This window comes from Alteromonas sp. LOR, assembly GCF_000753865.1.
GTDB lineage: Bacteria > Pseudomonadota > Gammaproteobacteria > Enterobacterales > Alteromonadaceae > Alteromonas.
On the sequence record NZ_JQFW01000002.1, the window covers coordinates 1 to 25,456 of the forward strand.

A 25,456-nucleotide genomic window follows, 5' to 3' on the forward strand; every position below is an offset into this window, starting at 1 on the left:
ACCGTCTGCTCCTTGTCTTCAGCAGACCACCGCCCGCGCGGTGGTGACGATCTGGTAGTCGCTCATAAAAGTCTGACAGCTTACATTGCTAATGTCGGCTTTAGGTCGTTTGCTGCCTTTCAGGTTAAGTCGAAGCTCCCGATCAGAAGTGCCAGATTAAATTTGAGCCACTACATCTAATTGCTTTAGTGTCGACATTTGCAAAGTTACTTAAACCTTATTGTATTTCGCCCGTCTTGTTTTGCTTGATAAAGCGCGTCATCTGCGCGCTTTATGACCTCTTCAGGTGTTTGCTTGTGTGTTTTTTTGACTTCTGTAATACCAATGCTTACCGTAATTGAAAACGAGGTCGAGCCTTCAGTGAAAGAGGTTTTTTCAACGGATTGCCTTATCCTCTCGGCAATGACCATTGTCTCCTCTTGCGACGCATTATGAATAATAGCTAAAAACTCTTCACCTCCGAACCTACCTAAAATATCGACTTCTCTAAGTTCTGAAGAGGCAATTTCGGTGAATTTAAGTAGCACATCGTCACCAACAAGATGGCCATGGTTATCGTTAATGGCTTTGAAGTGGTCTAAATCCATGATCATTATTGAGAACGGTAGGTTATCTCGTTCAAAACGAGATAGCTCTTCGCCTAATGCGCTAATTATCTCGCTTTTGTTCCACAGCTGTGTCATAGCATCTCGTCGAGCGCGCTCTTCTAACTCAGCTTCAAGGCGTTTGGTATCGGAAATATCAACCATATAGCCTGTCCAAACTTGATGTCCTTCATAAAATTCATCACTTGGCTTGGAGGACAATCTTATCCAAATAGTACCTTTTGCTGGATTGTTTATGCGAACGTCTGAACCAAAAAAATCGCCCAGTTGGTTTGCACTATTATCTTCTGCTTGCAGTCGTTCTAAGTCGCTTGGGTAAACTATATTCCAAAAATTATCGATATCGTCCATCATGTCTTTAGCGTGTAGGCCTAATAAGTCATTGCTGCCTGGACTTACATACAAAAGGCTCCCATCACCGTTAGGGAATAGCACGTATTTGTATAGAACACAGGGCGCAAACTCCAGCAGGTGTTCTAATTCAATTAAAGATATATTTCTGTGCATTTAAAAAGAAAGTCTTTTTGCAATTCCCATAACGAAAGCATAGTTACATGTTGCTAAAATCACCAATGTTTACGGCTTGAACAGCAATACGATTCTAAGTTGTTATATTCGCTAGTGCGCAGAGATGCCGCTAGCATTGAGGTTTGCTTTAACTATTTCATGTATTTCAGCAAGCGCACGACTCATTATTTCAAGCTGCCTGTCAAAGTCTGTTTCAAAGTCTTCGGCTCGTTCTTCTTGATTTTGAATGGTGAGTTCGACAGCGCGTGTTAATTCAGCGAGTTCATAAGCACCAATGTACTTAAGAGAAGTAGTATAAATATGCACTATCCGTGAAATTGAAAGGTAATCTTTATCAGCAATAGCCACAGAAAGCGCGTCAAGCTCTGCTTGCAGTGCTATAAAGTCGGTAAGCAAAGTTGTATATAAAGATTCATCGTTAAGCAAAGACTGCATTGCTCGTGTTTTGTCGATACGAGTAAGTGATTTGAGAGGCTTCGCTTCGGCAGGAGTTTCGTACAACTCTTTCGCTCCAATACTGGCTGTTGTGGCTTTATGTTCGCGAATTAAGGTTGCCAGTACACTAAATAGTTTGTCCGGCTCGACAGGTTTGTTGAGGTGAGCGTTCATTCCCGCCGCGATACTTTTGTCGATGTCTTGCTGCATAGCATGAGCTGTCATAGCGATGATAGGCATCGTAAGCTGTAGTTCACCGCGAATGACTTTGGTTGCCTCTAAGCCATCCATTTCAGGCATTTGAATATCCATAAGCACTAAATCAAAAGCGCTATTGCGACGAAGTATATCGACAGCCTCTATGCCATTATTGGCCACTTGAATGTTTGCGTGAGTATCTTTAAGTAAACCTAAGGCCACTTTTTGATTAAGCGCATTATCTTCTGCTAGCAGAATAGTCTTACCGGCAAGGTCCAGAAATCCAGACACATCTGTCTCTATTATTTCTGCACTTGCGCGGTAATCTAGACACAGCTCCTGAATATTATTGATGAGTTCACTGGCTCCGAAGGGCTTTTTGATAAAAGTCTTTATACCGAGGCGTGTTGCCTGTTCACGCATTTGCGCCGACTCAAACGCAGATAGCATAATGACTTTAGGAGGCCTAGCAGCAAACTCTTGGTTCATGATCGCGACAACTTCAAGGCCATCAATATCGGGCATTTTCCAATCTAAAATGAGCAAGTCGTAAGGTGCATTGTTGGCCGTGGCGTTGCGTAATTTAGCTATAGCTTCTTGACCGCCCGTGGCAAGGTCGGCTTCAATATTGGCCATCAATAACGCCTCTGATATTGCGTGCCGTGATAAGCTTACATCATCTACGACCAACACTTTTAGGGCAGATAGCTGTTTAGAGGGAGACACTATCTTCACTGCTAAATTACGTTTTACGTTTACCGTAAAGTAAAAGCTAGCGCCTTTGCCTAACTTGCTCTCAACCCATGTTTTTCCGCCCATCAATGAAGCCAGCTGCTGACATATGGCTAAACCTAATCCGGTTCCACCATAGCGCCGAGATGTGGATTCATTGCCTTGGTTGAATGGTTGAAACAGCCTGTTTTTTTCCTCGTTATTTAAGCCAATGCCCGTATCTTTTACTTCAAATTCAAGCACTACGTCGTCGGCGACAAGTTCACACCCCACGCTAACAGAGACCAGTCCATCGTCGGTAAATTTAAGCGCATTGCTTAAAAAGTTATTTAAAATTTGCTGTATGCGTAGCGGATCCCCAATTAAATTATGAGGAACATCTCTGGCAATGTGCTGGATTAGCTCAATGTGCTTTTCGTTGGCGCGGGGCAGGTGATATCGAATTGCCTGATTAACCAAAGCGTCAATATTGAAAGGCGTCGATTCAATATCCATTTTCCCCGCTTCAATTTTTGAAAAGTCGAGAATATCGTTCACTACGCTCAATAATGTCTTTGATGCACCTTCGATTTGCAACAGGTTGGTTTGTTGGTCCTTACTTTCGGCCGCGCGCTGAGAAAGTTTGGTAAGCCCGATAATTGCATTGAGTGGAGTTCGGACTTCATGACTCATACGAGCAAGAAAATCAGATTTTGCGTCGGTTGCCTTTTGCAGTTCTTTCGCTAGCTTGTTTAGGGCACTGCGCTGCTGCCGAGTTCTAAGCAACAAGCTTATTACTAACACTAAAGACAAGATAACGCCGGCAATAAAGTAAAGCTGAAAAGTATTGGTTTTTTGTTGAATAATATTGCGCTGCTCTTTTAACTGATTGTCTTTCTCAAGCAGTTGTATCGTGTCTTCTTTTTCTGCTATTGCTAAACGCACGCGATTTAATGCGAGTAATCTAGACTGTTGTTCGTTAAAACTTTGCTTATAGGTTTCTTGAAATTGTTTTGAATATTGCAGGGCCGACTGATAATCGTTTGTTGATTCAAATAGTGAAATGAGTTGCTCTAAAAACCTAAGCAGCAGCGCCTTGTCGCTCTGCACCTCTTCTTTTTTTAGTCCTGTCTCAAGCTCGCTGATAGCCAGCTCGACTTCACCCCGCTGTAAATAAATTTCAACCAGCTGCAGCAGACGAGGCCCCTCGGTGTATCGAAATCCAACCTTGCGATCTGCTTCTGCGGCTTTGTTGAGGCTTCGTAATGCTTCACTCATATTCCCTTGCGCTATGTATAGCTCTGCCATAGAGCTATACACAATGCCGATAAAGGGGTAATTGATTTCAATCAGAATGTCATCCGCTAGTAGTAGGCTAACTTTCGCATCCTGATAATTGCCTAACTCTTTGTGTGCATAGCCTTGAAAATAATAAGCAATACCTTCACTTTCTCTATTCCCTAATCGTTGCGCCCAGGAAAGATATTGATGGCTAAACGATAGTAACTTTTCAAAATCTTTGAGCGAGGAATACACATTACCCATTGCACTGTATACCGACAGCACTTCGTCGCTATCTAACCGACTATACAGTTCAAGAGAATGATTCAAGGCATCTAGTGCTCGCCCATGCTCGCCAGAGAAATCTAAAATAAATCCTTCCAACCGAAATGACTCGGCAAGGGCTAATTTGTTATTACTAACCTTGGCATATTCGCGAGCATCTAAAAGCTGTTGATAAGCTGATACATAATCTTGTTTTAAAATATCACGATAGGCTTTTAAGTTAAGAAATTGGGCGTGGTGGTAATCATTGGGGTGTTTAGTGAAGTACTGAGAAAGCCCTTTAACCGTGGTTTCTACAGATGGCTCGTTTTGTTTGATGCGCTCTTTAAGAGAGTTTAATAGCGTGGGTGTAGGTTGTATCTGGCCAAGGCCACTTTCTAACGCGTTATTTTGAACAAGCGTGCTTTGAAGCGGCATATTTTGCATAGCCATCACTGTTTTCATCGACAAACCAATGAAAACAACGACCACAAAAATAAACTGCTGTACTGCCACTTTCACGTCAATAAATAACTCACTACGCGATTGGCTTTACTAGTATCGCCAAATCGCTTCTTCACTTCATCTATGCACGCTTCGACAAAGCTTGAGAATTCCTTACTATCGGTGATCATCATTCCCTTTTGTCGGTGGCTACAGAATACACTTCCGTTACTATAAGTCAGATTTTTTGCATTTACTACGGCTGACGATCGCACACATACTCTCCTTCAATGAGCCGTTAATGTTTATTTTAAATAAACGGTGTACGTCGAATGGTTCTTTTTTATTAAAATTGGCACATTCACCTTTACTATTTCCACTTCTACTGCATTCGATCTTATTCATAAAAATGTCGAAAAGTAATTTATTTCAATCTAAATGTTAAAAATACTATACATTGAGTAATAAATTAATTACTCTTGGTTCATTGAAAGCGCACCCTCAAGCGCACAATGTCTTAAATTACGTCGCGGTAACAAACTTAATGGAGCTACTTATGAACATGACACTAAAAGAAAAAAGTACCTGGCTATCGCTCATTGCCACACTAGTGATTTTTGGCTCGTACACACTAAATGTAATCAACATTGATTTAGCTAGCGTGTCAGAGCAGCAAGCTATTGATATAGCCATGGGAAATTTGAGTCAGGCTATTTTATATATCATTATTGTAGAAATTATTTTCCAGTCACTTATTGCTGTTGCAGGTTCTAAAGCTGACATAGAAGGTGATGAGCGAGACCGATTTATCGCGTTAACTGCTAACAACAGTGGCTACTGGGTATTAAGTATTGGAGTAGTCATGACATTAGGTCAATTATTGCTACCACATGCACTTGGTGTTGAATCGTCGATAAAATCCTACTTTCCCATCCCATTGTTTGAAGTGCATGTGCTGTTGCTTATGTTTATTCTTTCGGAAATAGTGAGATTTACACATCAAATCATACTTTATAGAAAAGACGCGGTATAACCTTTATGGCTATTACGAATAAAGTTAGAGAATGTCGCTTTTTTGCTAACGAGATGACGCAACAAACACTTGCTGAGGCCGTTGGTGTTACGCGGCAAACTATTATGGCTATTGAAAAAAACAAGTATAACCCCTCGCTAGAGGTAGCGTTCAAAATTGCCAAACTCTTCGATAAATCTGTAGAAGAAGTGTTTGCCTATTTTCCTGATGATTAGGGCACCTGGGTGATAAGCCCGCTTGCTTTTTTAACATTAAATATCACGCTACATTTTCGTCATATTACTTAAAAGAGTTAGCGTAAATTGCTACTTCACAGAGCGAAAATTCTTAACTTTATGATTATATTGGTTATTTTTATTTGGCGCTCTTTTTGCTCCCATTCTTCTGACTACTATTTTTACATATCTAGCTAAAAGCAATAATAAGGAAAGACCATGTACACAGATGAAGACCTAGCACATGCGGTGCAGCAAAACATTTTTAGCCAGGGCGATGTAAATAGGTTCAGAGAATCTATCAATACACTGCGCCACAGTCATTTAGTTGATGAAGAGAACTTTCGCCTTATTAATGGCTTTAATGACATCTTTGTTGTTATAGCCAGTGCGCTTTTACTTGGCTCTTTAGCATGGCTTGGCTTTATTATTTCCCCACCACTAGCCGGCATTGCTGTAGCGGCAGGTTCATGGGGGTTAGCTGAATACTTTGTCAATAAACGTCGTATGGCATTGCCTGCTATTGCACTTTTACTCGCCTTTCTCGGGGGCTTATTTGCAACGCCAATTCTGTTTAAGCCTGAAGTAAAAGAGTACGCCTTTATTGCTGCAGGTCTTATTACCACCGTTGGCGCTTTAATGCATTGGTCACGTTTTCATGTACCCATTACCGTAGCCGCGGGTGCCGCCACGTTATGTGCTTTTGCTGCAGCATGTTTATTTTATGTGGCCCCTGTGTTGATAGGTTACGTTAACCATATTGTTTTAGTGTTTGGTTTACTTGTTTTCGGTTTGGCAATGGTATGGGATAGCAAAGATACACTAAGACAAACTCGTGCTTCGGATACTGCTTTTTGGCTACACCTTATTTCAGCGCCTATGATTGTACATCCTATTTTTAATAGCCTCGGTGTGTTAGACGGCAATAGCGGGCTAATGATTTCCGCTGTGGTGCTTGGTTTATACGTTTTGTTAGCGGTTATTGCCATTGCAGTCGACCGCAGAGCAATAATGGTGTCGGCGCTAGTTTATGTTATTTATACGTTTTCGACATTACTGGAAAACGTGGGTTTCGTCACCTATAGCTTTGCCATTACCGGGCTATGTATTGGCTCAACGCTACTGTTGTTATCTGCATTTTGGCATAGCTGCCGAAAAGGGATTGTAAGTTCACTGCCTCAGCCAATACAGCTTAAGCTGCCCGTATTAAAGGCTTAAGAAGGGCTTAGCAAAGGCCCAATAAGGATTTAGCACAAGATTTAGCTAAACAACCCAAGGGGTACGGCTACTTTACAAGCTGATCTTAAACAGTAGATTTAATACCGTATCGAGAAAGTCACTATCAAGGCTCAGGTAGTGACTTTTTTATTTGCCTATTGAAAAAGTAGGGCGAAGACAAACATATATATTGAATACATTACCTGGAAAGCTCTTGATAACCTTACGCCATTTTCCTACTTTGTTGATATACTTCGCGTTTCTTTTTACGTCGATGTTTGCATCATTTTGTGTGACTGCTGAAGATGAACTGCTATCACAACAAGAAGTCGTCAAGGCGCTGAATAATCTTGTAGTGAGTGTAGATAAAGACTACCTACATGAGAAGCATCGGGAAAAGATAACTGAGCAGATCACCACCTCTCTCAACCAAGGTGACTTTGACGGTCATTATCAATTTCATCGGTTTAAACGAAAGCTCGAATCTTTGTTATATTCTTCAAGCCATGATGCTAATTTTGAGATTACATGGCGGTCTGGGTCAGAAAATTTGGCCAACGCACCAGATAGAGTTTTCCCCAGTACCATTGAAACCCAATTGCTCGAATCGAATATTGGCTACTTGGGAATTGATGGCGACCTTTTTAATGAGCACGCAAAAAGCGATATAGACAATGCTGTGGCTTACTTATCTAGCGCCACTGCCCTCATTATCGATTTAAGAAGTGCTGGCTACGTCGACCTGCATGTTGCTAAGCAATTCCTAAGTTACTTTGTACCTACAGGTAAACCCCTCGCAACGCTTACCCTAGCTCACAATAATGCTTCTCAGCTAGTGGCGAGTAATACCGATTTTAAAATGGGTGAGAAGGTGCCTATTTTTGTGGTTACATCGCCTTTTGTGGCGGGTTCGTGGGAGTTTGTAGCCTATACACTTCAACAGACAAGTAAGGCGACTGTTGTAGGTACGCGTACAATGGGTTTGAGCTATCTATCGACCACCACACCACTTAGTGAGCACATCAATCTTGTGATGACCTACGGCGATTTACGACATCCGTTTACCCAAGAAAGCTGGAAAGATGAGGGAGTCATACCGGATATTCCCTGTGAGGCAACCGACGCAGTGACAGCCGCTCTTGAACTAGTTGAGAAACGTTTAACCACTGAAACGAAAAGTAACTGAAGCGAAAGGCAATTAAAATGCATACATCTTCATTATGCTTTTGCTTTCGCTTGTTTTTTTGCACCTGTCATTAAAAGCGCCGTCATTAAAAGCGGTCGCTGGCTGAAATCATAAACTGTGTGAAAATATTTTAATCCTAGTCATACCCACTGCTGTATCTATCCTATCAATAAAAAAGTTAACGCGAGAACATGAGCAATACACACCTTAGTGAAGCAAGCACAGCTTTTGAGCTCACAATTAAAAGTTGGTGGAGCATTCTTAAACGTATTTTTACCAATATTGGTGGGCATAACATTCCACTTATTTCTGCTGGCGTCGCGTTTTATTGTTTGCTGGCTATCTTTCCCTTGTTGGGCGCGACGATATCGTTGTATGGCCTCATCGTGTCGCCGGAAGAATTACAGCGTCATATGGCTTTGCTCGTAGATGTGGTGCCTTCCGACAGTAGCTATATCATTGAAGAGCAGCTTAAAACGCTTACGGAAAAGTCGAGCTCTGCATTAGGCTGGGGTTTCTTTTTAACCCTGTTCTTGTCGCTTTGGAGCAGCAGTAAAGGAGCAAATGCATTAATCACGGCCTGCAATATTACCTACAATGAAAATGAGGGTAGGGGCTTTTTTAACGGCTTAGTAGCGCGTATAGCCTGCACTATCAGTATGATTGCCACCGTTATAGTAGCTCTGGCGTGCATTACTATATTGCCCGAGACAATAAGCTGGGTAACCGGTGGTTCAATAGATAATAAACAGGCCATGTGGCTAACGTGGCCTGTCATGCTTGTGCTGTTTAACTTTTGTCTTTCTGCGCTGTATCGTTATGCGCCTCACCGTCGCTCTGCGCAGTGGCGATGGGTGACTCCAGGCGCATTACTCGCCACAGTGTTGTGGATAGCGGCCTCGTATGGTTTTTCTATCTATTTAAATGAATTTGCCAGCTATAACAAAACCTATGGGTCAGTGGGCGGAATTATCATTTTGCTGATGTGGCTGTATTTAAGTGCCTACATTATTCTCATTGGTGCTGAAGTAAACTCAAGCATAGAGCTACAAACGAGTGTGGATAGCACCGTGGGTGAAGATAAGCCCATGGGGGAGCGAAACGCTGTGGTTGCTGATAATACACCTGAAGATTTACGCAAGTCCTAAGTTTGAACGCATAAATTACTGATGTATTGCGGTATCATGCCTGCCAGTATTTAAACGAGCTTGTGTAAGAGCCGTTTTTTAAGGAGCAGGCAATTCAATGACCGCAGACTACTCTTTGGCGCTACAACGCCTATTTGGTTTTCCATCCTTTCGAGCAGGACAGCGGGAGGTGGTTGAAGGCTTACTGAATCAGCAGTCGTCGCTCGCTATTTTTCCCACCGGCTCAGGCAAGTCGTTGTGCTATCAATTTGTGGCTACGCAATTACCGCACCTTACCGTGGTGGTATCACCCTTGTTAGCACTGATGAAAGATCAGCTCGCATTCTTACACAGCAAAGGCATTGCAGCGGCGAGTATAGATTCAACGCTAACGCCCCAGCAAAACAAGAAAGTTATGAGTGACGTGCGCTCAGGCCAGTGCAAAATATTAATGGTGTCAGTAGAGCGGTTTAAAAACGAGCGTTTCCGTCAGTTTATAGAGTCGGTACCTGTGTCGATGCTGGTGGTCGACGAAGCCCACTGTATTTCTGAGTGGGGGCATAACTTTCGACCAGATTACTTAAAGCTGCCCGCCTATCAACAAGATTTAAAAATACCTTTAGTACTGCTGCTCACCGCTACGGCTACTAAAAAGGTCAAGCTGGACATGGCCCGCAGATTTGACATTGCCCCATCAAACATTATTCAAACCGGGTTTTATCGTTCAAATTTGAATTTAAATGTGTTGCCGGTGGTAGAGTCAGAAAAAAATAACGCATTGCTTAATGAATTAGAGCAGCAGCAAGGTGCAGGCATTGTTTACGTAACCCTGCAACAAAGCGCTGAGCAAGTAGCCCGTTTTTTACAACAAAATGGCTATACAGCAAGTGCTTATCACGCCGGTTTAGACAGCGACGTTAGACAACGTATACAGCACGACTTCATGGACAACAAACTTCAGGTCGTTGTGGCAACAATTGCCTTTGGTATGGGAATAGATAAATCAGATATTCGCTTTGTAGTGCATTATGACTTACCCAAATCCATTGAAAACTACAGCCAGGAAATTGGTCGAGGGGGGCGTGACGGAAAAGCGGCTAACTGCACCGTATTAGCTAATTTAGATGGTCTGGTTACCATTGAAAACTTTGTCTATGGCGATACTCCCGACCAACAAGCCGTCCAAGCGGTTATTGATGACATTGCCTCTCAAGGCCCAGAAACAGTAAACGACAATGTGTATGAGTGGGAAACTCAGATAAACAGTCTATCGACCAAAAGTAATGTTCGACAGCTCCCGCTTAAAACATTGCTAGTGCAATTAGAATTGGCCAAGGTTATCCGCCCACTTTATGCCTATTTTGCAGAGTTTAAATTTCGCTTTATAACCGAAAAAGCAGACATTCTCAGTCAGTTTGCTAAAGAGCGCAGTGAGTTTCTAAATGCAGTTTTTAACAACACAGCAATGAAAAAGGTGTGGGGTGTGGTTAACTTTGATGATATTTATCAGCACTACGGGGCCGAGCGAAGCAGAGTTGTGAGCGCACTAGAATATTTGCACGAGCACAACCATATTGAATTGGCGTCACGTTTAATTACCGATGTGTTTGAGGTGAATCAGCAGGCATTACTTGCAAGTGACTTATCCGAAAAGTTAGCGCACTATTTTGCCGACAATGAACGCAAAGAAATTCAGCGTATTGCTGCTCTTGTTCGTTTCTTTGAGCTCGATAGCTGCTTAAATGCCAATTTATCCGCCTATTTTGATGATAAAGACGCGCCAGCGCGGTGCGGACACTGCAGCGTGTGCAGCGGTAACGTGGCAAAGCTGACTTACTCAAACTCAATAGCGGCGCCTGATGAGGACGAAATAGCAGCCGCAATAACGGCACTTAACAAGCACCTTGAAGGTAAAGTACACACCCAAATAACTGAAAATACGTACTGTCGTTTTCTTACTGGTATGTCTATGCCGCTGTTTACTCGGATGAAAGTGAGGCAGGTACAGGGCTTTGGTTGTTGTGAAAACTGTCGCTATGCAGATGTTAAAGCGGTGGTGACTGCTTATTTACACTCGAATGCTCGCGGCTAGCATTCAAGAATAAGCAGTAAATAACAAGCAGTAACTATTAAGCGGTAAATAATAAGAAATAAAACGGTTACTAGGGTGGGGAGCCTTACTGTAAATATGAACAGTAAAAATCAATACGCCCTTGGCCGTTGTTCTTATAACATCAGTCTTATATCATCAGCCCTATATCATTAACGATGACGAATCTAACACTAGAGCGCGTTGGTCCTGACTGTATAGCCAAGGTCAACATGCCTAGGTATCAGGAACGCTAAGCAAATAAGCGAATAGGCGAAAAGCACATGGAAATTTTGGCGCTGTGGTTACCTTTGGTTATTACATTATCTTTTGGGACGGTAATGATTATCGCAGTGCGATGGATATTATTAAGACGTGCTCAAGAGTTAACCAGCGAGCAGCGTTTGCCGCGACAAATGGTCGTGTTTGTCATTGTTTTGGTATTATTGATAGCGGTCGCGCTCACACTACCGGTAAGTGAAAGCTCTAGAAATCAGCTGTTGGCGTTAATTGGGGTGTTAGTGTCAGGTGTTATCGCTTTCTCATCCACCACCATAGTTGCAAACCTAATGTCTGGGTTGGTCATTCGATTCAACAAACCCTTTAAAACGGGCGATTTCATTCGTTGTAATGATTATTTTGGGCGAGTATCGGAAAAAGGATTGCTCGATACAGAGATACAAACTGAGCAGCGTGATTTAATCCATATTGCTAACAGCTACCTGGTTAATAACCCTGTGTCTGTTATCCGCTCTTCTGGCACCTTGATCACAGCGAATATCTCTATTGGTTACGATGTTCATCACACTAGCGTAACCGAGGCGCTCACCAAAGCAGTGCTTGATGCTGGTTTAGAAGAGGGGTACGTGCAGGTCAGTGAGCTGGGAGATTTCAGTGTGTCTTATCGTGTTGCTGGTCTTCTGAAAGAAGTAAAAAGTGTATTAACGGCACGTTCAAATTTACATAAAGCAATTTTAGATACGCTCCACAATAGCGATATTGAAATTATGTCGCCTAACTTTGTTGCTCAGCGACCCACAGAGGCAACGCAAAAATTTATCGCCAAAGTACCGACTAATGTGCCTAGTAAGACAAGTGCTAGCGTGGAGGACGATGATGCCCAAGAGGCAATTGCATTTGATAAGGCCGAACTAGCGGCGCAGCACGAAGAGTCGCTAAGAGATGCAAAAGCCAAGGTTGAGAGTGTGCGTCAGCAGATATCAGAGGCCAAGGGTGCGGACAAAACAGCGCTTGAGAAGGAGCTCGAAGGGGCACTTAGTCAGGTCGATAACATTATAAAATTAGAGCAACAAACAAAAGAGACTGAGTAAAGTCAGCAAAATAAAATACCAGTACCGGCGTACTCAGCCTTTGACGAGAAAATGCCTTTAGGGCATACCTATCAGGATTAACATGGCACTTAAAGCAACGATATTTAAAGCGGATATCTCGATAACCGATATGGACCGCAACTATTACAACGATCACAACTTAACCATCGCCCGTCACCCGTCTGAAAACGACGAACGTATGATGCTGCGTATTATCGCTTTCATTGTTAATGCCCATGAGCAATTGCAGTTTACAAAAGGTTTATCCGACGATGAGGTGCCAGATTTATGGCAAAAAAGTTTCAGTGATGAAATTGAACTGTGGATTGAATTAGGGCAACCCTCTGACCAGCGCATTAAAAAAGGCTGTAATCAAAGTAAGCAAATGAAGATTTACGCTTATGCTGATAACAGCTTCGATGTATGGTGGAAGAAAGAACAGAATAAGCTTAATACTAAGAAGAACCTTTCTGTGTATACACTTCCTGATGCGCTATCGGCAACGCTGTCAAAAGCAGTTGAGCGTTCTATGCAAATACAAGTAACGATTCAAGATGGACAAATTTGGCTCACTTTTGCGAACTCACAGGAAACTGAAAGTGTGGAGATAGAAATAGAGAAGCATCTATAGTTGCGCTTTGTTGAGTAGCTACCTAGAAGAATAATACCAGTCCGCCTAGATAATTACCCACTCAGCGAGACTTAAAATGTTCGTAATCGCGGCGTGTTCCCGCAGGTGTAGTGGTTCTACATCAAGGTGACACAACAAAGAGTACGGGCATTTTAAACTCGCCCTTTGGGAAGGTCTGGCAAGTTCCCTAGCTTCATTCTGGGAATTTGAAAGGCAACAGCCATTCCTGCATTCCCACGCTTTGCTAGGAAACTTGCCAGCGCCTTCTGAGTGAGCAATTATCTAGGCGGGCTGGTATAAAGAGTAGAAAAGCAAAAGATTAAATGTTTGCCATGAAAATCAATCTCTCTTTACATGCCCAACGCAAATGCTACATTCGTATTGTGTTTAGCAGATACTTAAGGAGGTGATCATATGTCTAGTGTTTTGAAAACAGGTGAATCGGCTATGAATGGGGTGCGTTCTAACTAACCCTTTTTTCGTCACCATTCTGGCTGGCTGATTTGCTAGCCAAAGCACGGAGGAGCCACAGTAATGCGGCTCCTTTTTTATTTGCTATAACAATACGCTTTGGTGAGTTGGTGTGGTTAATCAGCGTTTACTTCTTCCAGTGTCAACTTATCAAGGGATGCCAATTTATTAAAGCTGATCATGTCGCGTAATTCCTTGCCGTATTCATCACCACGTTCAGAATATTTGCCCAAGCCATAGCTAAGCGCGACTCCGGTGACAGCCTCGTCTTTTTTACGTAACGACTGACGAATATTACGCAATGGTTTGTAGGCATCATGGGTATTTAAATTGAGCATGTAACTTTCTACTGAATCGGCAGGCGAGCGAAAATCGGCAACTTCATGAGCTTTATTAGCATCTCGAGATTTTGGAACAATGCCACAGCCTTTTGTGAAGCACCATTGACCAAAAAAGTTATTCCCCTGCTTGGCAAAACGAGACGTTCCCCACGCACTTTCATTAGCGGCTTGTGCAATTGCCAATGACGCAGGGACAATGTCTGCCCGGCGTAGCAATATATTGCAGGCGGAGTCTTGTTCAAGGTCAGTGTCGTCAATGCGAAATTTGGTAAGGAATTTGTCTAATGTCCCGGTTTCACCGGCGTCACATGCACTTTGAATTTGCTGTCTATCGGCAGCTAGCTCTCTGTTTATATCTACAATAATGGGCGTGAAGTATTCAAAGAAAGCAGCTTTTCGATCAGGACCTGCGGCGTAAGCAGTAAAGTCTGGCGCAGATTCTTTGGCAAAAAACGTGAACCACGCAGCGATAGTTGCCACTACGGCAACGACTACAACAATAATGTATTTCGAGTTTGACATCAGGTGATACCTCTTTTTTTAAATAAAATAATGCGCTTTATTAGCGGACTACCTGAATGAGTACTCTTTCACCATACAGGTTCTTACATGCACTGCAACTTATTGAGAAGAGGGTGAATTAAAGTTAATAAAGGTGAGGCAATTATTCTGTCATGGGGGAGAGCGTTTCTAACACTTTTCGTTGGAAACGGTATCTGGTATATTTCTATTGGCACAAAAAAATCCGATGGCTTGCACCATCGGATTTTATGTTTCACTCGATGAATCTGCCTAACGTGGCGTTCATCGCTCCTTTCGGAGCCATATGCTAGTAGCTAGTCGTGTGCAAGAAGCTTCGACTTTTTCTCGATCTTACAATCTAAAATACGTTGTGCGTTTTTGCGGCCTACGTATGCGGCAACTGCGTATGGGTGCTTGCGTTTGAATAACTTCGTGAATGTCTTAAGCATGATAAGCCCCCTTTGATAAATTTTCACTATTTAAATTTACATTATTACAGTTATGTGATCAAGTGTTATTTTTCGTCATGAGTGATAAGTAGGAGCAATTCAAAGGATTAAGATGGCTAAAAACGGCTTAATTTCACCACTCATTTTTAGTATCTAATTGAATTTATTTGCTTTGTACAAGCCTAGCTTTGAAATTTCTGCCCACACATTTACTTTAAAAATATAATCACATAACATTGTTACGCGATATTACCGTGGTTGGATTATGTTTAAAGCGTATACAAAATATGTGTTTGTTGTATTTTTGCTGATTGCCTCTTGTGGGCAGTCCTTTGCACGTGCGCATTCTTTTGAACATGCTAATTCTGTAGCACATGGCATAAAAGATTGTGTAATGGCAAACACCAGCGCAAATACAAACTCAAGCTTAAACACAATCACAGGCCCCACTGTAGCTGTAAATGCTTCTAAAAACCCACGTGTTCATAGCACACACGAAGAAGAATCTTCACAAGATACATTTAGTACCAACCGTTTAAATATCAGTTATGTAGATACCCATCATTTAGAGCATGCTAACCACTCTGCTCACACCACCGGTCGCACGAGTGATAAAGAAACAAGCTCAATGGCCATGAGTACGAATGATAAAATGGCAATGAGTGATAGTAACTGCTGTTTCGATGAATGCATGTGCGAGACGAGTACTTGTTCAAACGCTAGTCTAGTTGCTGTAATTCGACACTCCGTCACGGCGTTAACATTCAGCGAACATGTTGTTGCCGAACAGCGTGGTAAACCTAAATCAATATCTTCCTCTCTATTTAGACCCCCCATTATTGGCTAAACAGAATAGTTGCGTCTTTTTTTCACGGAAGCGCGCACAACCGTATGTTTAACATGGGCCCATATTCAGAAATTATTCATTCATTCTTCAGTGTCTGAACACATCTAAGCAGGTCCATTCCAACGCTTAAATTTATAAAATTCGGTAGGTTTGCCTGCAGCATAAATGATGATGAATAGGATGTCTTTCATCTTCTTTTAACTGCATTCACGCTTACTTGTAAGGACTCGATATTATGAAATGCTTAGCCAATGCTTTCGCAGTGTTAGTAGGCTGCTTATGGGGTTGTTTGCCTGTACTCGGTGCACCTTCAAACCAGGTTATTACGCTTGAACAAGCTATTTCGCTGGCGCTTAAAAATGACCCTTGGCTACATGGCAGTGAACTAAAACAAGATGCGGCGAATTATCGAAGCGTTGCAGCACGCACATGGTCCAATCCTAAAGTGTCTATTGGCATGATGAATTTACCGACCAATTCATTCTCGTTAAACCAAGAAGCGATGACCCAGTTTAATGTTGGCGTTTCACAATTACTCCCTCGGGGAAACTCATTAGCGATTAAAGAAAGTAAGTTAAAAATAGAGGCCTTTAAATTTACGCAGCTTCGCAATGACAGAAAAGCGAGGTTAACAACAAGTGTGACGGAGCTCTGGTTAGATGCGTATTTAGCTCAGCAAACCATTGTGCTGATTGAATCTGATCGCATGCTGTTTGAGCAAATGGCGGAAGTAGCAAAAGCGAGCTATGCCGCTGCATTAGGCAGTACGCGTCAGCAAGATGTCATTCGTGCAGATCTAGAAATTATTCAGTTAGAAGATAGATTAGTGTCACAAAAGCAGTTGTTAGAATCTGCCACTGCTCAATTAAGCGAATGGTTCCAGTCATATGATAACGAAGCACAGGGCTATAGCTTTAATTCTAATTTCCAGTCCCAGTTTCAGTCTTTCTCACTTACAGACTCAGTGCCATCAATCGAATTAGTCAGCCCAGACGCTGCTGACACATCTTCATATGCCAGAGAGAAAATGGCACAGATTTTAACAACACACCCAGCGTTAAAGGCCATAGAGCAAAAGAGAAAAGTATTTGAGAAAACGACTGAGTTGGCAAAGCAGCAATACAAGCCTCAGTGGGGTGTTAACGCCAGCTATGGGTATCGAGATGATATGCCGTCAGGACAAAGCCGAGCAGACTTCTTTTCTGTTGGTGTGACCTTTGATGTACCTCTATTTACAAAAAATCGACAGGATAAAGAGGTTGCAGCAGCAATAGCGGAGACACAAGCCGTGAAAACAGAAAAGTTGCTTTTAACCAAGCAAATGTTAAGTGCCCTAGAAACAGAGATAAGACAGCTTGCGCGTTTGCGAGAGCGACAAACCCTGTACAAGCAAGGGATACTTCAGCAAACCAATGAGCAAGCCGATGCCTCTCTTACCGCCTATACCAATGATGATGGCGATTTTTCCGAGGTGGTACGAGCGAGAATTGCTGTTTTAAATGCGCAAATTTCTGCACTTAAGATAGACGTTGAAGCGCTTAAAACGGTGGCGCGAATTAACTACTTTTTTGCAGGTGTCGAATCAAAGGCAAAACAAAATAACTTTGAAACACAAATGAACGCGGGAGTAAGATAATGGCGAATAAATCACAAAATACAAAGGTTTCTGTACTCATTGCTAAGCCTTCGCTAATTGGTTTTGCCTTAGGTGCACTGGCACTTTTTATTGCTCAGGTTGCGTTTGAAACTCTGTTTTTAGCGCACTCAAGTTCTCATCACGAGCTAAGTACTGTGAAGGGCAGCGAAAGTACAACAGAAAAAAAGCCCCTTTATTGGGTGGCCCCCATGGACGCAGATTATCGCCGTGACCAGCCTGGCAAGTCGCCCATGGGAATGGACTTAGTGCCCGTATTCGAAGACGCGACACTAAGCACTACTGCTGAAAAAGGTACTGTGGTAATAGCCCCTCACGTTATTAATAACTTAGGTGTAAGGACAGCGCTTGCCGAGCGAAAGGCAATAAACAGTGACATTGTGTCAGTGGGATACGTTAAATACGATGAGGATGAAATTGTACACATACATCCCCGCGTTGAAGGGTGGATAGAAAAGCTTTACATAAAAGCAGAAGGCAACGCGGTAGATAGAGGTGAGCCTTTATATACCTTGTATTCACCTCAATTAGTCAATGCGCAAGAAGAGCTAGTCATCGCGCTTCGACGAAAAAATAGCGCCTTGGTTAATGCTGCAAAAAACAGGCTTAAAGCGTTACAGCTTTCGCCAGATTTGATAGAAAAACTAGAAACCACACAGCAAGTTCAACAAAACATCACATTTTATGCACCGCAATCAGGGGTGGTAGATGGACTTAATATACGAGAAGGTTTTTTTGTTAAGCCTGAAAATACACTGTTCAGTATTGCTAAATTAAACAAGATTTGGGTGGAAGCTGAAGTGTATGAGCGCGATGTTGTACAGATTTCAAAAGGGCTACCGGTAAGCATGACCCTCGATTATTTGCCAGGCAGGGAGTGGATGGGGAAGGTTGACTATATATACCCTGCTCTTGATGAAAAAACTCGAACACTGAGGATTAGGCTGGCTTTTGACAATTCGGATAATCTGCTCAGACCTAACATGTTTGCCAACGTGACTATTCATGCTGGAAAATCAGAGCCTACCTTAGTTGTGCCTGAAGAGACGGTTATCCGCACAGGTATGCAAAACCGAGTTGTGCTTGCTCTTGGCGATGGCAAATTTAAATCTGTCAGCGTGAATATAGGTCGAGTCAGTCAGGACAGTATTGAAATTTTAGACGGGCTGAATGAGGGAGATAGGGTAGTCACTTCGGCGCAGTTCTTACTCGATTCCGAATCTAGTAAAACATCAGATTTCACCCGCATGGAGTCCAGTGAGAAGCCGCATTCGGCCAGCTCTCATTCCAGCTCATCTCATTTAGCTGGCTCTCATTCGGCTCACTCTTATTCGAGCAGACCTAAGCCAGAGGTGTCATCGGCAACGGTGACAGGAGTGATCAACGCGGTTAATACATCCACGCGTATAGTGAATATTAGCCGAGAGGCCATCGAGAAATGGAATAGACCGCCCGCCACTATGAATTTTACCGTTGCACAGAGCATCGATCTCACTAGATTTAACGTGGGTGATACCGTTAATTTCACCTTTGAAATTCTCGAAGACTTTATCGTGGTAGCCATGACACGTAAAAGCGCTAACCCCTCATCAAAGAAGCCCATGCATAAGGAAATGAGTCATGAAAATATGAGCCATGAAGATATGAATCATGAGGATGTGAATCATGAGGATGTGAGACATGAAAACATGAATCATAAAGCCATGAACCATAAGGATATGAATCATGATTGAGTCAATGATAAGGTGGTCGATAGCAAACCGTATATTGATTGTTTTGCTATCGTTAATAATGGGGGGCGCGGGTATTTATGCCCTTAAGAATACGCCAGTTGATGCCATACCCGATTTGTCGGATGTGCAGGTGATTATAAAAACCAGCTATCCGGGGCAGTCGCCACAGGTAGTGCAAGATCAGGTGACCTTTCCTCTTACAAGCGCCATGCTTTCTGTACCGGGAGCGAAAACCGTTAGGGGTTATTCCTATTTTGGCGACTCTTATGTGTATATTATTTTCGATGACGATACCGATGTCTACTGGGCTCGAAGCCGGGTATTGGAATACTTGAGTCAGGTCTCAGAAACGTTGCCTTCATCAGCAAAACCTCAATTAGGACCAGATGCCACAGGCGTGGGTTGGGTTTACATGTATGCACTCACTGATACCACAGGTAATTATGATTTAAGTCAGCTTCGCAGTATTCAGGACTGGTTTTTAAAGTACGAGTTACAAACTGTGGCAGGTGTTTCTGAAGTGGCCACTGTGGGGGGAATGGTAAAGCAGTATCAAGTGCAGGTAGAACCAAACAAACTTCGAGCTTACAACATTCCCCTTAGTCACATACAAACCGCTCTTAAGCGGGGAAATAAAGAAACTGGCGCGTCTGTTATTGAAATGGCTGAAGCTGAGTACATGGTCACAACGACGGGCTATATCGAATCGGTTGGAGATATAGAGCGCATACCCCTTGGATTAAACGAGCAGGGAACGCCACTTCGCATAGGCGATGTAGCCTACGTCAATGTAGGCCCACAAATGCGCCGTGGTGTTGCTGAGTTCAATGGGGAAGGCGAAGTGGTAGGTGGTATTGTTGTTATGCGCTATGGCGAAAATGCTCAGCAAATAATAGAGAGAATAAAAGATAAAGTTGCCTCGCTGACGTCCTCTTTACCCTCAGGCGTTGAGATTGTTCCGGTATACGATCGCTCAAAATTAATAGGGCGAGCGGTCGATAACATCTGGGATACATTGCTAGAAGAGCTCGTTATTGTTGCATTGGTTTGCGTGGTATTTCTGTTTCATATTCGCTCATCCCTAGTGGCTATTTTCACACTGCCGTTGGGTATTTCGATGGCCTTCGTCGTTATGTACTTCCAAGGGATAAATGCCAATATTATGTCGTTAGCTGGCATCGCCATTGCCATTGGCGCAATGACCGATGGCGCCATCGTGATGATAGAAAATATGCACAAGCACATAGAAAAGCTGAACAAAAATGGCGATACCTTAAATAGCCATAACCGCTGGCATGTTGTGTCAAATGCGGCGAGTGAGGTAGGCCCTGCGTTGTTTTTTAGTCTTTTGATTATTACCGTTTCATTCTTACCCGTATTCATATTAGAAGCCCAAGAGGGCAGAATGTTTGCACCACTGGCCTATACCAAAACCTATGCAATGGCCGCTGCAGCAGGCTTAGCAATTACGCTAGTACCTGTGCTTATGGGGTATTTCATTCGAGGAAAGGTAACTTCACAGCAAAGAAACCCGCTCAATCGATTGCTTATTGCACTGTATCTACCGGTATTAAAAAAAGTAATGACGTTTCCAAAGTCGACCATAGCGCTGGCCCTTATTATTACCGCTGTGGGTTTTTGGCCCATCGACAAGATAGGCAGCGAGTTTATACCTACCCTCGATGAGGGCGACTTACTGTATATGCCCACTACTTATCCAGGCATTTCTATAGGTAAAGCAAGGCAACTATTACAGCAAACCGATAAGCTGATTAAAACGCTGCCCGAGGTGGACACTGTTTTTGGCAAAGTGGGGCGAGCCGACACGGCTACCGATCCTGCACCACTAACAATGATTGAAACCTTTATTCAATTAAAACCAAAAACGCAGTGGCGAGAGGGCGTCACTACCGATTCACTAAAAGCGGAGCTAAACCAACTAATAAAATTCCCAGGGGTAACCAATGCTTGGGTCATGCCGATTACAACGCGCATTGATATGTTATCGACGGGGATTAAAACGCCCGTTGGAATAAAAGTGGCGGGGCCAGACCTCAATACAATTCAGACTATTGGTGAGCAAATAGAAACAACACTGGCTGAAGTAACGGGCACCGTTTCAGTATACTCAGAGCGAGTTGCAGGTGGGCGTTATATCACCGTTGACATATCTCGCGAGAAGGCCAGTCGGTACGCGCTAAATATTGATGATATTCAACAAGTGGTGGCGACGGCTGTTGGTGGCATTAATGTCACGCAGACCATTGAAGGGCAGGAGCGGTACTCGGTAAACCTTCGCTACCCGCAAGACTACCGAAATTCGCCTGAGCAATTGGCGCGATTACCGCTATTGACGGAAAACGGACAGCGCATTGCGCTGGGGGACGTGGCAGATATTAACGTTGAGACCGGACCTTCGGGAATAAAAAGCGAAAATGCACGGCTCAATGGTTGGGTTTATGTCGATATTGAGAATGTGGATTTAGGCTCTTATGTTTCTACTGCAAAAGCATATTTAGACAAGCATATCGACCTTCCTGTTGGCTATTCAATGACGTGGGCGGGGCAATATGAGTACATGGAGCGGGCACAAGAAAAGTTAGCCTACGTATTACCGTTAACTATCGCCATTATTGTCGTTTTGCTTTATCTTAATTTTAAGGCCTTTAGCGAAGTAGCCATCATTATAGTCACACTGCCAATGGCAATGATTGGCGGGTTATGGTTAATGTACTTTGAGGGCTATAACTTTTCGGTGGCAGCCGGTGTAGGCTTTATTGCACTGGCAGGAGTCGCGGTAGAAATAGGCGTGATCATGTTAGTGTACCTAAACCAATCTTTTGACGAACTTAAGATGCAAGCCACAGAGCGAGGCACGGCAATATCAAGTGTGGAATTTCGAAACGCTTTGCTAGCAGGGGCTGGAATGCGGGTGCGCCCAGTAATGATGACGGTGGCAACTATTATATTAGGCTTGCTGCCCGTTCTTTATGGTGAAGGAACAGGTTCTGAGATAATGAGCAGGGTAGCAGCCCCTATGGTTGGCGGCATGACAAGTGCCGTAATACTCACGCTCATCGTATTGCCTGCGTTATATTTATTGGTGAAAAAGCCCCAAGTCAGTGTGTTTAATCGCGGGCTTAGCCACAAATCTGACCACCTTGACTAGTCTGATGAGGTGGCGGCAGTCGCTGCAGTTTAAAGCTGCAGCGAGGAAGTACCACAGATGGTTGATGGCTGCAGTAGGCTTACAGTTTCTGCTGTGGACTTTCACTGGCGTTTATATGGTAAGTATGGATATTCACTATATACACGGAGAATCATTAATAAAGCCTCAATCAACGACGTTGAACCTTTCTTCTGTCAAGGTTTCAATGTCTACGCTATTTGCACAATACCCTAATGCTTCTAACTTCACTCTCACGCAGTTGATGGGTAGCCCAATTTATATTGTTTCAACTGGCTCTAGTAAATTTATCGTTGATGGAAGTACAGGAGTACGAAAACCGAGTATCGATGAAGAGACCGCCCGTGAAATCGCCCAGTTTTACTACGTTAAATCTGACGCTATAGAGAATACTAGGCTGATCCAAAGCTCAGCAGAAATGCCTGCTGAACTGTCCTCCCGTTACCTTCCTGTATGGCAAGTTGAGTTTGAAGGCATTGCCAATCCTACGTTTTATATTAGTCAGCAAACAGGAGAAGTCGTCACTAAACGTCACGATTACTGGCGAATATTCGACTGGATGTGGCGTTTTCATATTATGGATTACGATGACGGAGAAAATGTTGCAAACTGGTTTCTGTTTATTATTGCAGCCTTAGGCGTTGCTGCTGTGCTTTCAGGAAGCGTGTTACTCATTGTACGCTTTGGCGAAGCGCGTAGTGAGCATACTCGCTGATGGCGTCTTTCAAGCTAAAGGCGGCATGGGTGCATAAATGGCTTTCGTTATTGGTGGGGATCCAGCTTTTAATTTGGCTTGTGACAGGGCTCTACTTCAACCTTATGGACGCTGAAAAAGCGAGCGGTAACGAATTACGAGCGGCAATGCCCTCAAACTTAGCCCTTAAGGAAACTACTCGCCGAGATGCCTTCTTCCTCAAAATGCTTCCAGTAAACGAACTAGCCCTAGGGGAACGCGCTTCACACCCAACTGAGCCGCTTAAGAAAATAGAATTAGTGTGGGTGCTCGAGCATCCCTATTATCATGTAATTAGTCGCCAGGGGCCGCATGCTTATCAACCTCGCTCTTCACTATTATTTGATGCGGTTAGTGGTAATAGAACGGCGCTAACACCTGCGCAAATATCACAGATTGCCAATAGCTCGTATACCGGCGGCAGCGCATTGAGCAGGCCAGAGCTAATTCAACCGCCGTTTTCAGACTATGCTGCACAACAAAACCCAATGTGGAAAGTGTCTGCCAATGATAAAAACAATACTGCAATTTATTTAGACAGCGTAACCGGCCAAGTAATCAAACACGTGAATGATGACGCGAGGCTAAAGGCGTTAATGTTCAAACTTCATTTTATGGATTATGGCCTTCATTTTATGGATTATGATAGTAGCGGGGGCTTTAATCACGGGCTTATTATTATATTCGCAATATCGGCACTCATGCTCTCTGTCTCGGGCATAATTTTGTTGGTTCAGCGCTATCAGAAAGGTAGCTTTTCGTTATCAATCTTCAGCAAAAAACGGTCAGTGTCTGTGATTTATTCAAGCGCGCTTCCTTTCAGTGACATTCATTCAAACTCATCAGCAACATTAACCGTTAAACTTGATCCCAAAAGTAGCCTTTTTAGAGGGCTTTCTCGGGAAGGGATCCACTTATCTTCACTATGCGATGGTGCTGGTACGTGCGGTAAATGTAAGTTTTTAGCTGATAATCACTTAGCGATAACACCGGCTGAAAAGGTGAATTTGCCGTCATCGGAATTAGATAAAGGATATCGATTAGCATGTCAGCACAAGTGCTCAGAGGTATCTAAGATTAGCGTTATTACTGTTGGTAGTAGTGCTGGTAGCAGCGCGGGTAATAGCGGGTGAATGCTAACACGTGCTGACTGCAGTACATTGATGAAAACAAAGAGGTTAATGATGAAACGTTTTAGTTTTATGCTACTTGTGTTTGCGGGGTTTTTAAATTCGGCGAATGCGGTGCAAAATCAATCTGAAATTCAAAATCAAAATCAAGACCAATACCAAGATGAACGGCTACAGTCTGGTCTTTTAGTCGTGGTGAATAAATCTGACGACAGTATCAGTATTATTGATGTTAGCGAAAAGCTCATCATTAAAACGCTTCCCACGGGTAAAGGCCCCCATGAACTCGTTATGTCTGAGGATCAAAAATGGGCAGTAAGCACTGATTTTGTGGGTGGCGACAGTTTAACTGTTTTCGATTTAAATGCGCTTGAGGTAGCGAGGACAATACCACTTAGCACACTGCCAGGGCCTCATGGCGCCAAATTTTTAAACGACAATGAACGGATTATTTTTACCTCTGGTAAGTCTAAACACCTTGGTATAGCAAATGTGGTGACGGGCAAAGTCACCAATAAAATCGAGACAGCCCAAGATACCACGCATATGGTTACTCTTAGCAACGATGAAAGCGTAGCGTATGCCACCAATATAGGCAGTAACTCGATATCGGTTGTGAATATGAGCAATCGAAAGCAGCTTAAAAACATGCCAACGTTATCAATGCCCGAAGCTATTAACTATCGCAAGAGCGCAGAAGAGTTATGGTATGGCGCAAATAAGGAAGGCAAACTCGTGGTTGTTGACCCAGAAACTGAGGCTGTACTTGCAACTTGGAGCGGTTTTAGCTTTCCCTACCGAGTGCTGTTTAACCATGATGAGTCGGTGGCGATGGTGCCTGATTTTCGCAAGCACTACATTCGTTTTTTTGACGCGACGAATAAAAAAGAGCTTGGCACATTAGCCCTAGAAAAAGAGGCGGGGCCGCAGGGTATAACCATGCATCCAGAGCATGATATTGCCTTTTTATCGTTAAATTTAAAAAACAAGATAGTGGCGATAGACATCCACACCCAGCAAGTCATTGCTGAGTTTCCTACCGGAAATAATCCAGATGGGGTGATTTTTATCAGTCGATAGTGGTAGCCAAATG

Annotated in this window: 20 protein-coding genes; 16 read left to right on the top strand and 4 right to left on the bottom strand. The window is 43.2% G+C overall.

Annotated elements, in window-relative coordinates:
- The coding region (locus JV36_RS19810) for a hypothetical protein (protein WP_235207725.1) at nt 1–180 on the top strand (180 nt) is incomplete at its 5' end.
- A 26-nt stretch (nt 181–206) separates the two neighbouring features.
- Here JV36_RS19810 and JV36_RS0100795 read toward each other — a convergent pair.
- The 3 genes from JV36_RS0100795 to JV36_RS0100805 all read right to left on the bottom strand — a co-directional run bounded on the left by JV36_RS0100795 (nt 207) and on the right by JV36_RS0100805 (nt 4,741).
- Nucleotides 207–1,112: a sensor domain-containing diguanylate cyclase gene (locus JV36_RS0100795; protein WP_032097232.1), complete on the bottom strand. Its 906-nt coding sequence runs from the start codon at nt 1,110–1,112 to the stop codon at nt 207–209.
- A gap of 111 nt (nt 1,113–1,223) precedes the next feature.
- The gene (locus tag JV36_RS19175; protein WP_235207726.1) at nt 1,224–4,544 is read right to left on the bottom strand and encodes a hybrid sensor histidine kinase/response regulator; all 3,321 of its coding nucleotides are present in this window, start codon (nt 4,542–4,544) and stop codon (nt 1,224–1,226) included.
- Complete coding sequence (locus JV36_RS0100805; RefSeq protein ID WP_032097231.1) at nt 4,541–4,741, bottom strand: hypothetical protein; 201 nt, start codon at nt 4,739–4,741, stop codon at nt 4,541–4,543. Before JV36_RS0100805 ends, JV36_RS19175 begins: the two co-directional genes overlap by 4 nt.
- Before the next feature lie 281 nt (nt 4,742–5,022).
- Between JV36_RS0100805 and JV36_RS0100810 the strand changes: the two genes are divergently transcribed.
- From JV36_RS0100810 to JV36_RS0100845, 8 genes are all read left to right on the top strand, one after another.
- Nucleotides 5,023–5,499 (top strand): hypothetical protein, encoded by a 477-nt coding sequence (locus JV36_RS0100810; protein WP_052010305.1) that lies wholly within the window; start codon nt 5,023–5,025, stop codon nt 5,497–5,499.
- A gap of 5 nt (nt 5,500–5,504) precedes the next feature.
- Nucleotides 5,505–5,714, top strand: a complete 210-nt coding sequence (locus JV36_RS0100815) for a helix-turn-helix transcriptional regulator (RefSeq protein WP_032097230.1) — start codon at nt 5,505–5,507, stop codon at nt 5,712–5,714.
- Nucleotides 5,715–5,933: 219 nt separating this feature from the next.
- Nucleotides 5,934–6,932: a hypothetical protein gene (locus JV36_RS0100820; RefSeq protein WP_032097229.1), complete on the top strand. Its 999-nt coding sequence runs from the start codon at nt 5,934–5,936 to the stop codon at nt 6,930–6,932.
- A 214-nt stretch (nt 6,933–7,146) separates the two neighbouring features.
- A complete protein-coding gene (locus JV36_RS0100825; RefSeq protein WP_152561600.1) occupies nt 7,147–8,118 on the top strand; it encodes a S41 family peptidase in 972 nt (323 codons plus the stop codon).
- A gap of 191 nt (nt 8,119–8,309) precedes the next feature.
- Nucleotides 8,310–9,266: a YihY/virulence factor BrkB family protein gene (locus tag JV36_RS0100830; protein ID WP_032097227.1), complete on the top strand. Its 957-nt coding sequence runs from the start codon at nt 8,310–8,312 to the stop codon at nt 9,264–9,266.
- A gap of 97 nt (nt 9,267–9,363) precedes the next feature.
- Nucleotides 9,364–11,337, top strand: coding sequence for a RecQ family ATP-dependent DNA helicase (locus JV36_RS0100835; protein WP_032097226.1), 1,974 nt, complete (start codon nt 9,364–9,366; stop codon nt 11,335–11,337).
- Between the two features lie 281 nt (nt 11,338–11,618).
- Nucleotides 11,619–12,665 (top strand): mechanosensitive ion channel family protein, encoded by a 1,047-nt coding sequence (locus tag JV36_RS0100840; RefSeq protein ID WP_032097225.1) that lies wholly within the window; start codon nt 11,619–11,621, stop codon nt 12,663–12,665.
- An 82-nt stretch (nt 12,666–12,747) separates the two neighbouring features.
- Nucleotides 12,748–13,296, top strand: coding sequence for a YaeQ family protein (locus JV36_RS0100845; RefSeq protein ID WP_032097224.1), 549 nt, complete (start codon nt 12,748–12,750; stop codon nt 13,294–13,296).
- A 587-nt stretch (nt 13,297–13,883) separates the two neighbouring features.
- On the opposite strand, the gene JV36_RS0100850 is transcribed toward JV36_RS0100845, so the two are convergent.
- On the bottom strand, nt 13,884–14,630 hold the full coding sequence (locus JV36_RS0100850) for a glucosaminidase domain-containing protein (protein ID WP_032097223.1): 747 nt from the start codon (nt 14,628–14,630) through the stop codon (nt 13,884–13,886).
- Between the two features lie 843 nt (nt 14,631–15,473).
- Between JV36_RS0100850 and JV36_RS0100855 the strand changes: the two genes are divergently transcribed.
- From JV36_RS0100855 to JV36_RS0100885, 7 genes are all read left to right on the top strand, one after another.
- Nucleotides 15,474–15,926: a hypothetical protein gene (locus tag JV36_RS0100855; protein WP_152561599.1), complete on the top strand. Its 453-nt coding sequence runs from the start codon at nt 15,474–15,476 to the stop codon at nt 15,924–15,926.
- Nucleotides 15,927–16,161: 235 nt separating this feature from the next.
- Complete coding sequence (locus JV36_RS0100860; RefSeq protein WP_052010304.1) at nt 16,162–17,562, top strand: TolC family protein; 1,401 nt, start codon at nt 16,162–16,164, stop codon at nt 17,560–17,562.
- Entirely contained in the window at nt 17,562–19,313 is a 1,752-nt protein-coding gene (locus JV36_RS0100865; RefSeq protein ID WP_081926478.1) for an efflux RND transporter periplasmic adaptor subunit, read from the top strand. Before JV36_RS0100860 ends, JV36_RS0100865 begins: the two co-directional genes overlap by 1 nt.
- Nucleotides 19,306–22,482: an efflux RND transporter permease subunit gene (locus JV36_RS0100870; RefSeq protein WP_032097221.1), complete on the top strand. Its 3,177-nt coding sequence runs from the start codon at nt 19,306–19,308 to the stop codon at nt 22,480–22,482. The genes JV36_RS0100865 and JV36_RS0100870 overlap by 8 nt, the downstream gene beginning before the upstream one ends.
- Nucleotides 22,483–22,546: 64 nt before the next feature.
- Complete coding sequence (locus tag JV36_RS0100875; RefSeq protein ID WP_235207727.1) at nt 22,547–23,215, top strand: PepSY domain-containing protein; 669 nt, start codon at nt 22,547–22,549, stop codon at nt 23,213–23,215.
- Between the two features lie 29 nt (nt 23,216–23,244).
- Nucleotides 23,245–24,366: a PepSY domain-containing protein gene (locus tag JV36_RS0100880; RefSeq protein ID WP_160173372.1), complete on the top strand. Its 1,122-nt coding sequence runs from the start codon at nt 23,245–23,247 to the stop codon at nt 24,364–24,366.
- 48 nt (nt 24,367–24,414) lie between these two features.
- A complete protein-coding gene (locus JV36_RS0100885; RefSeq protein WP_152561598.1) occupies nt 24,415–25,443 on the top strand; it encodes a YncE family protein in 1,029 nt (342 codons plus the stop codon).
- Nucleotides 25,444–25,456 lie beyond the last annotated feature (13 nt).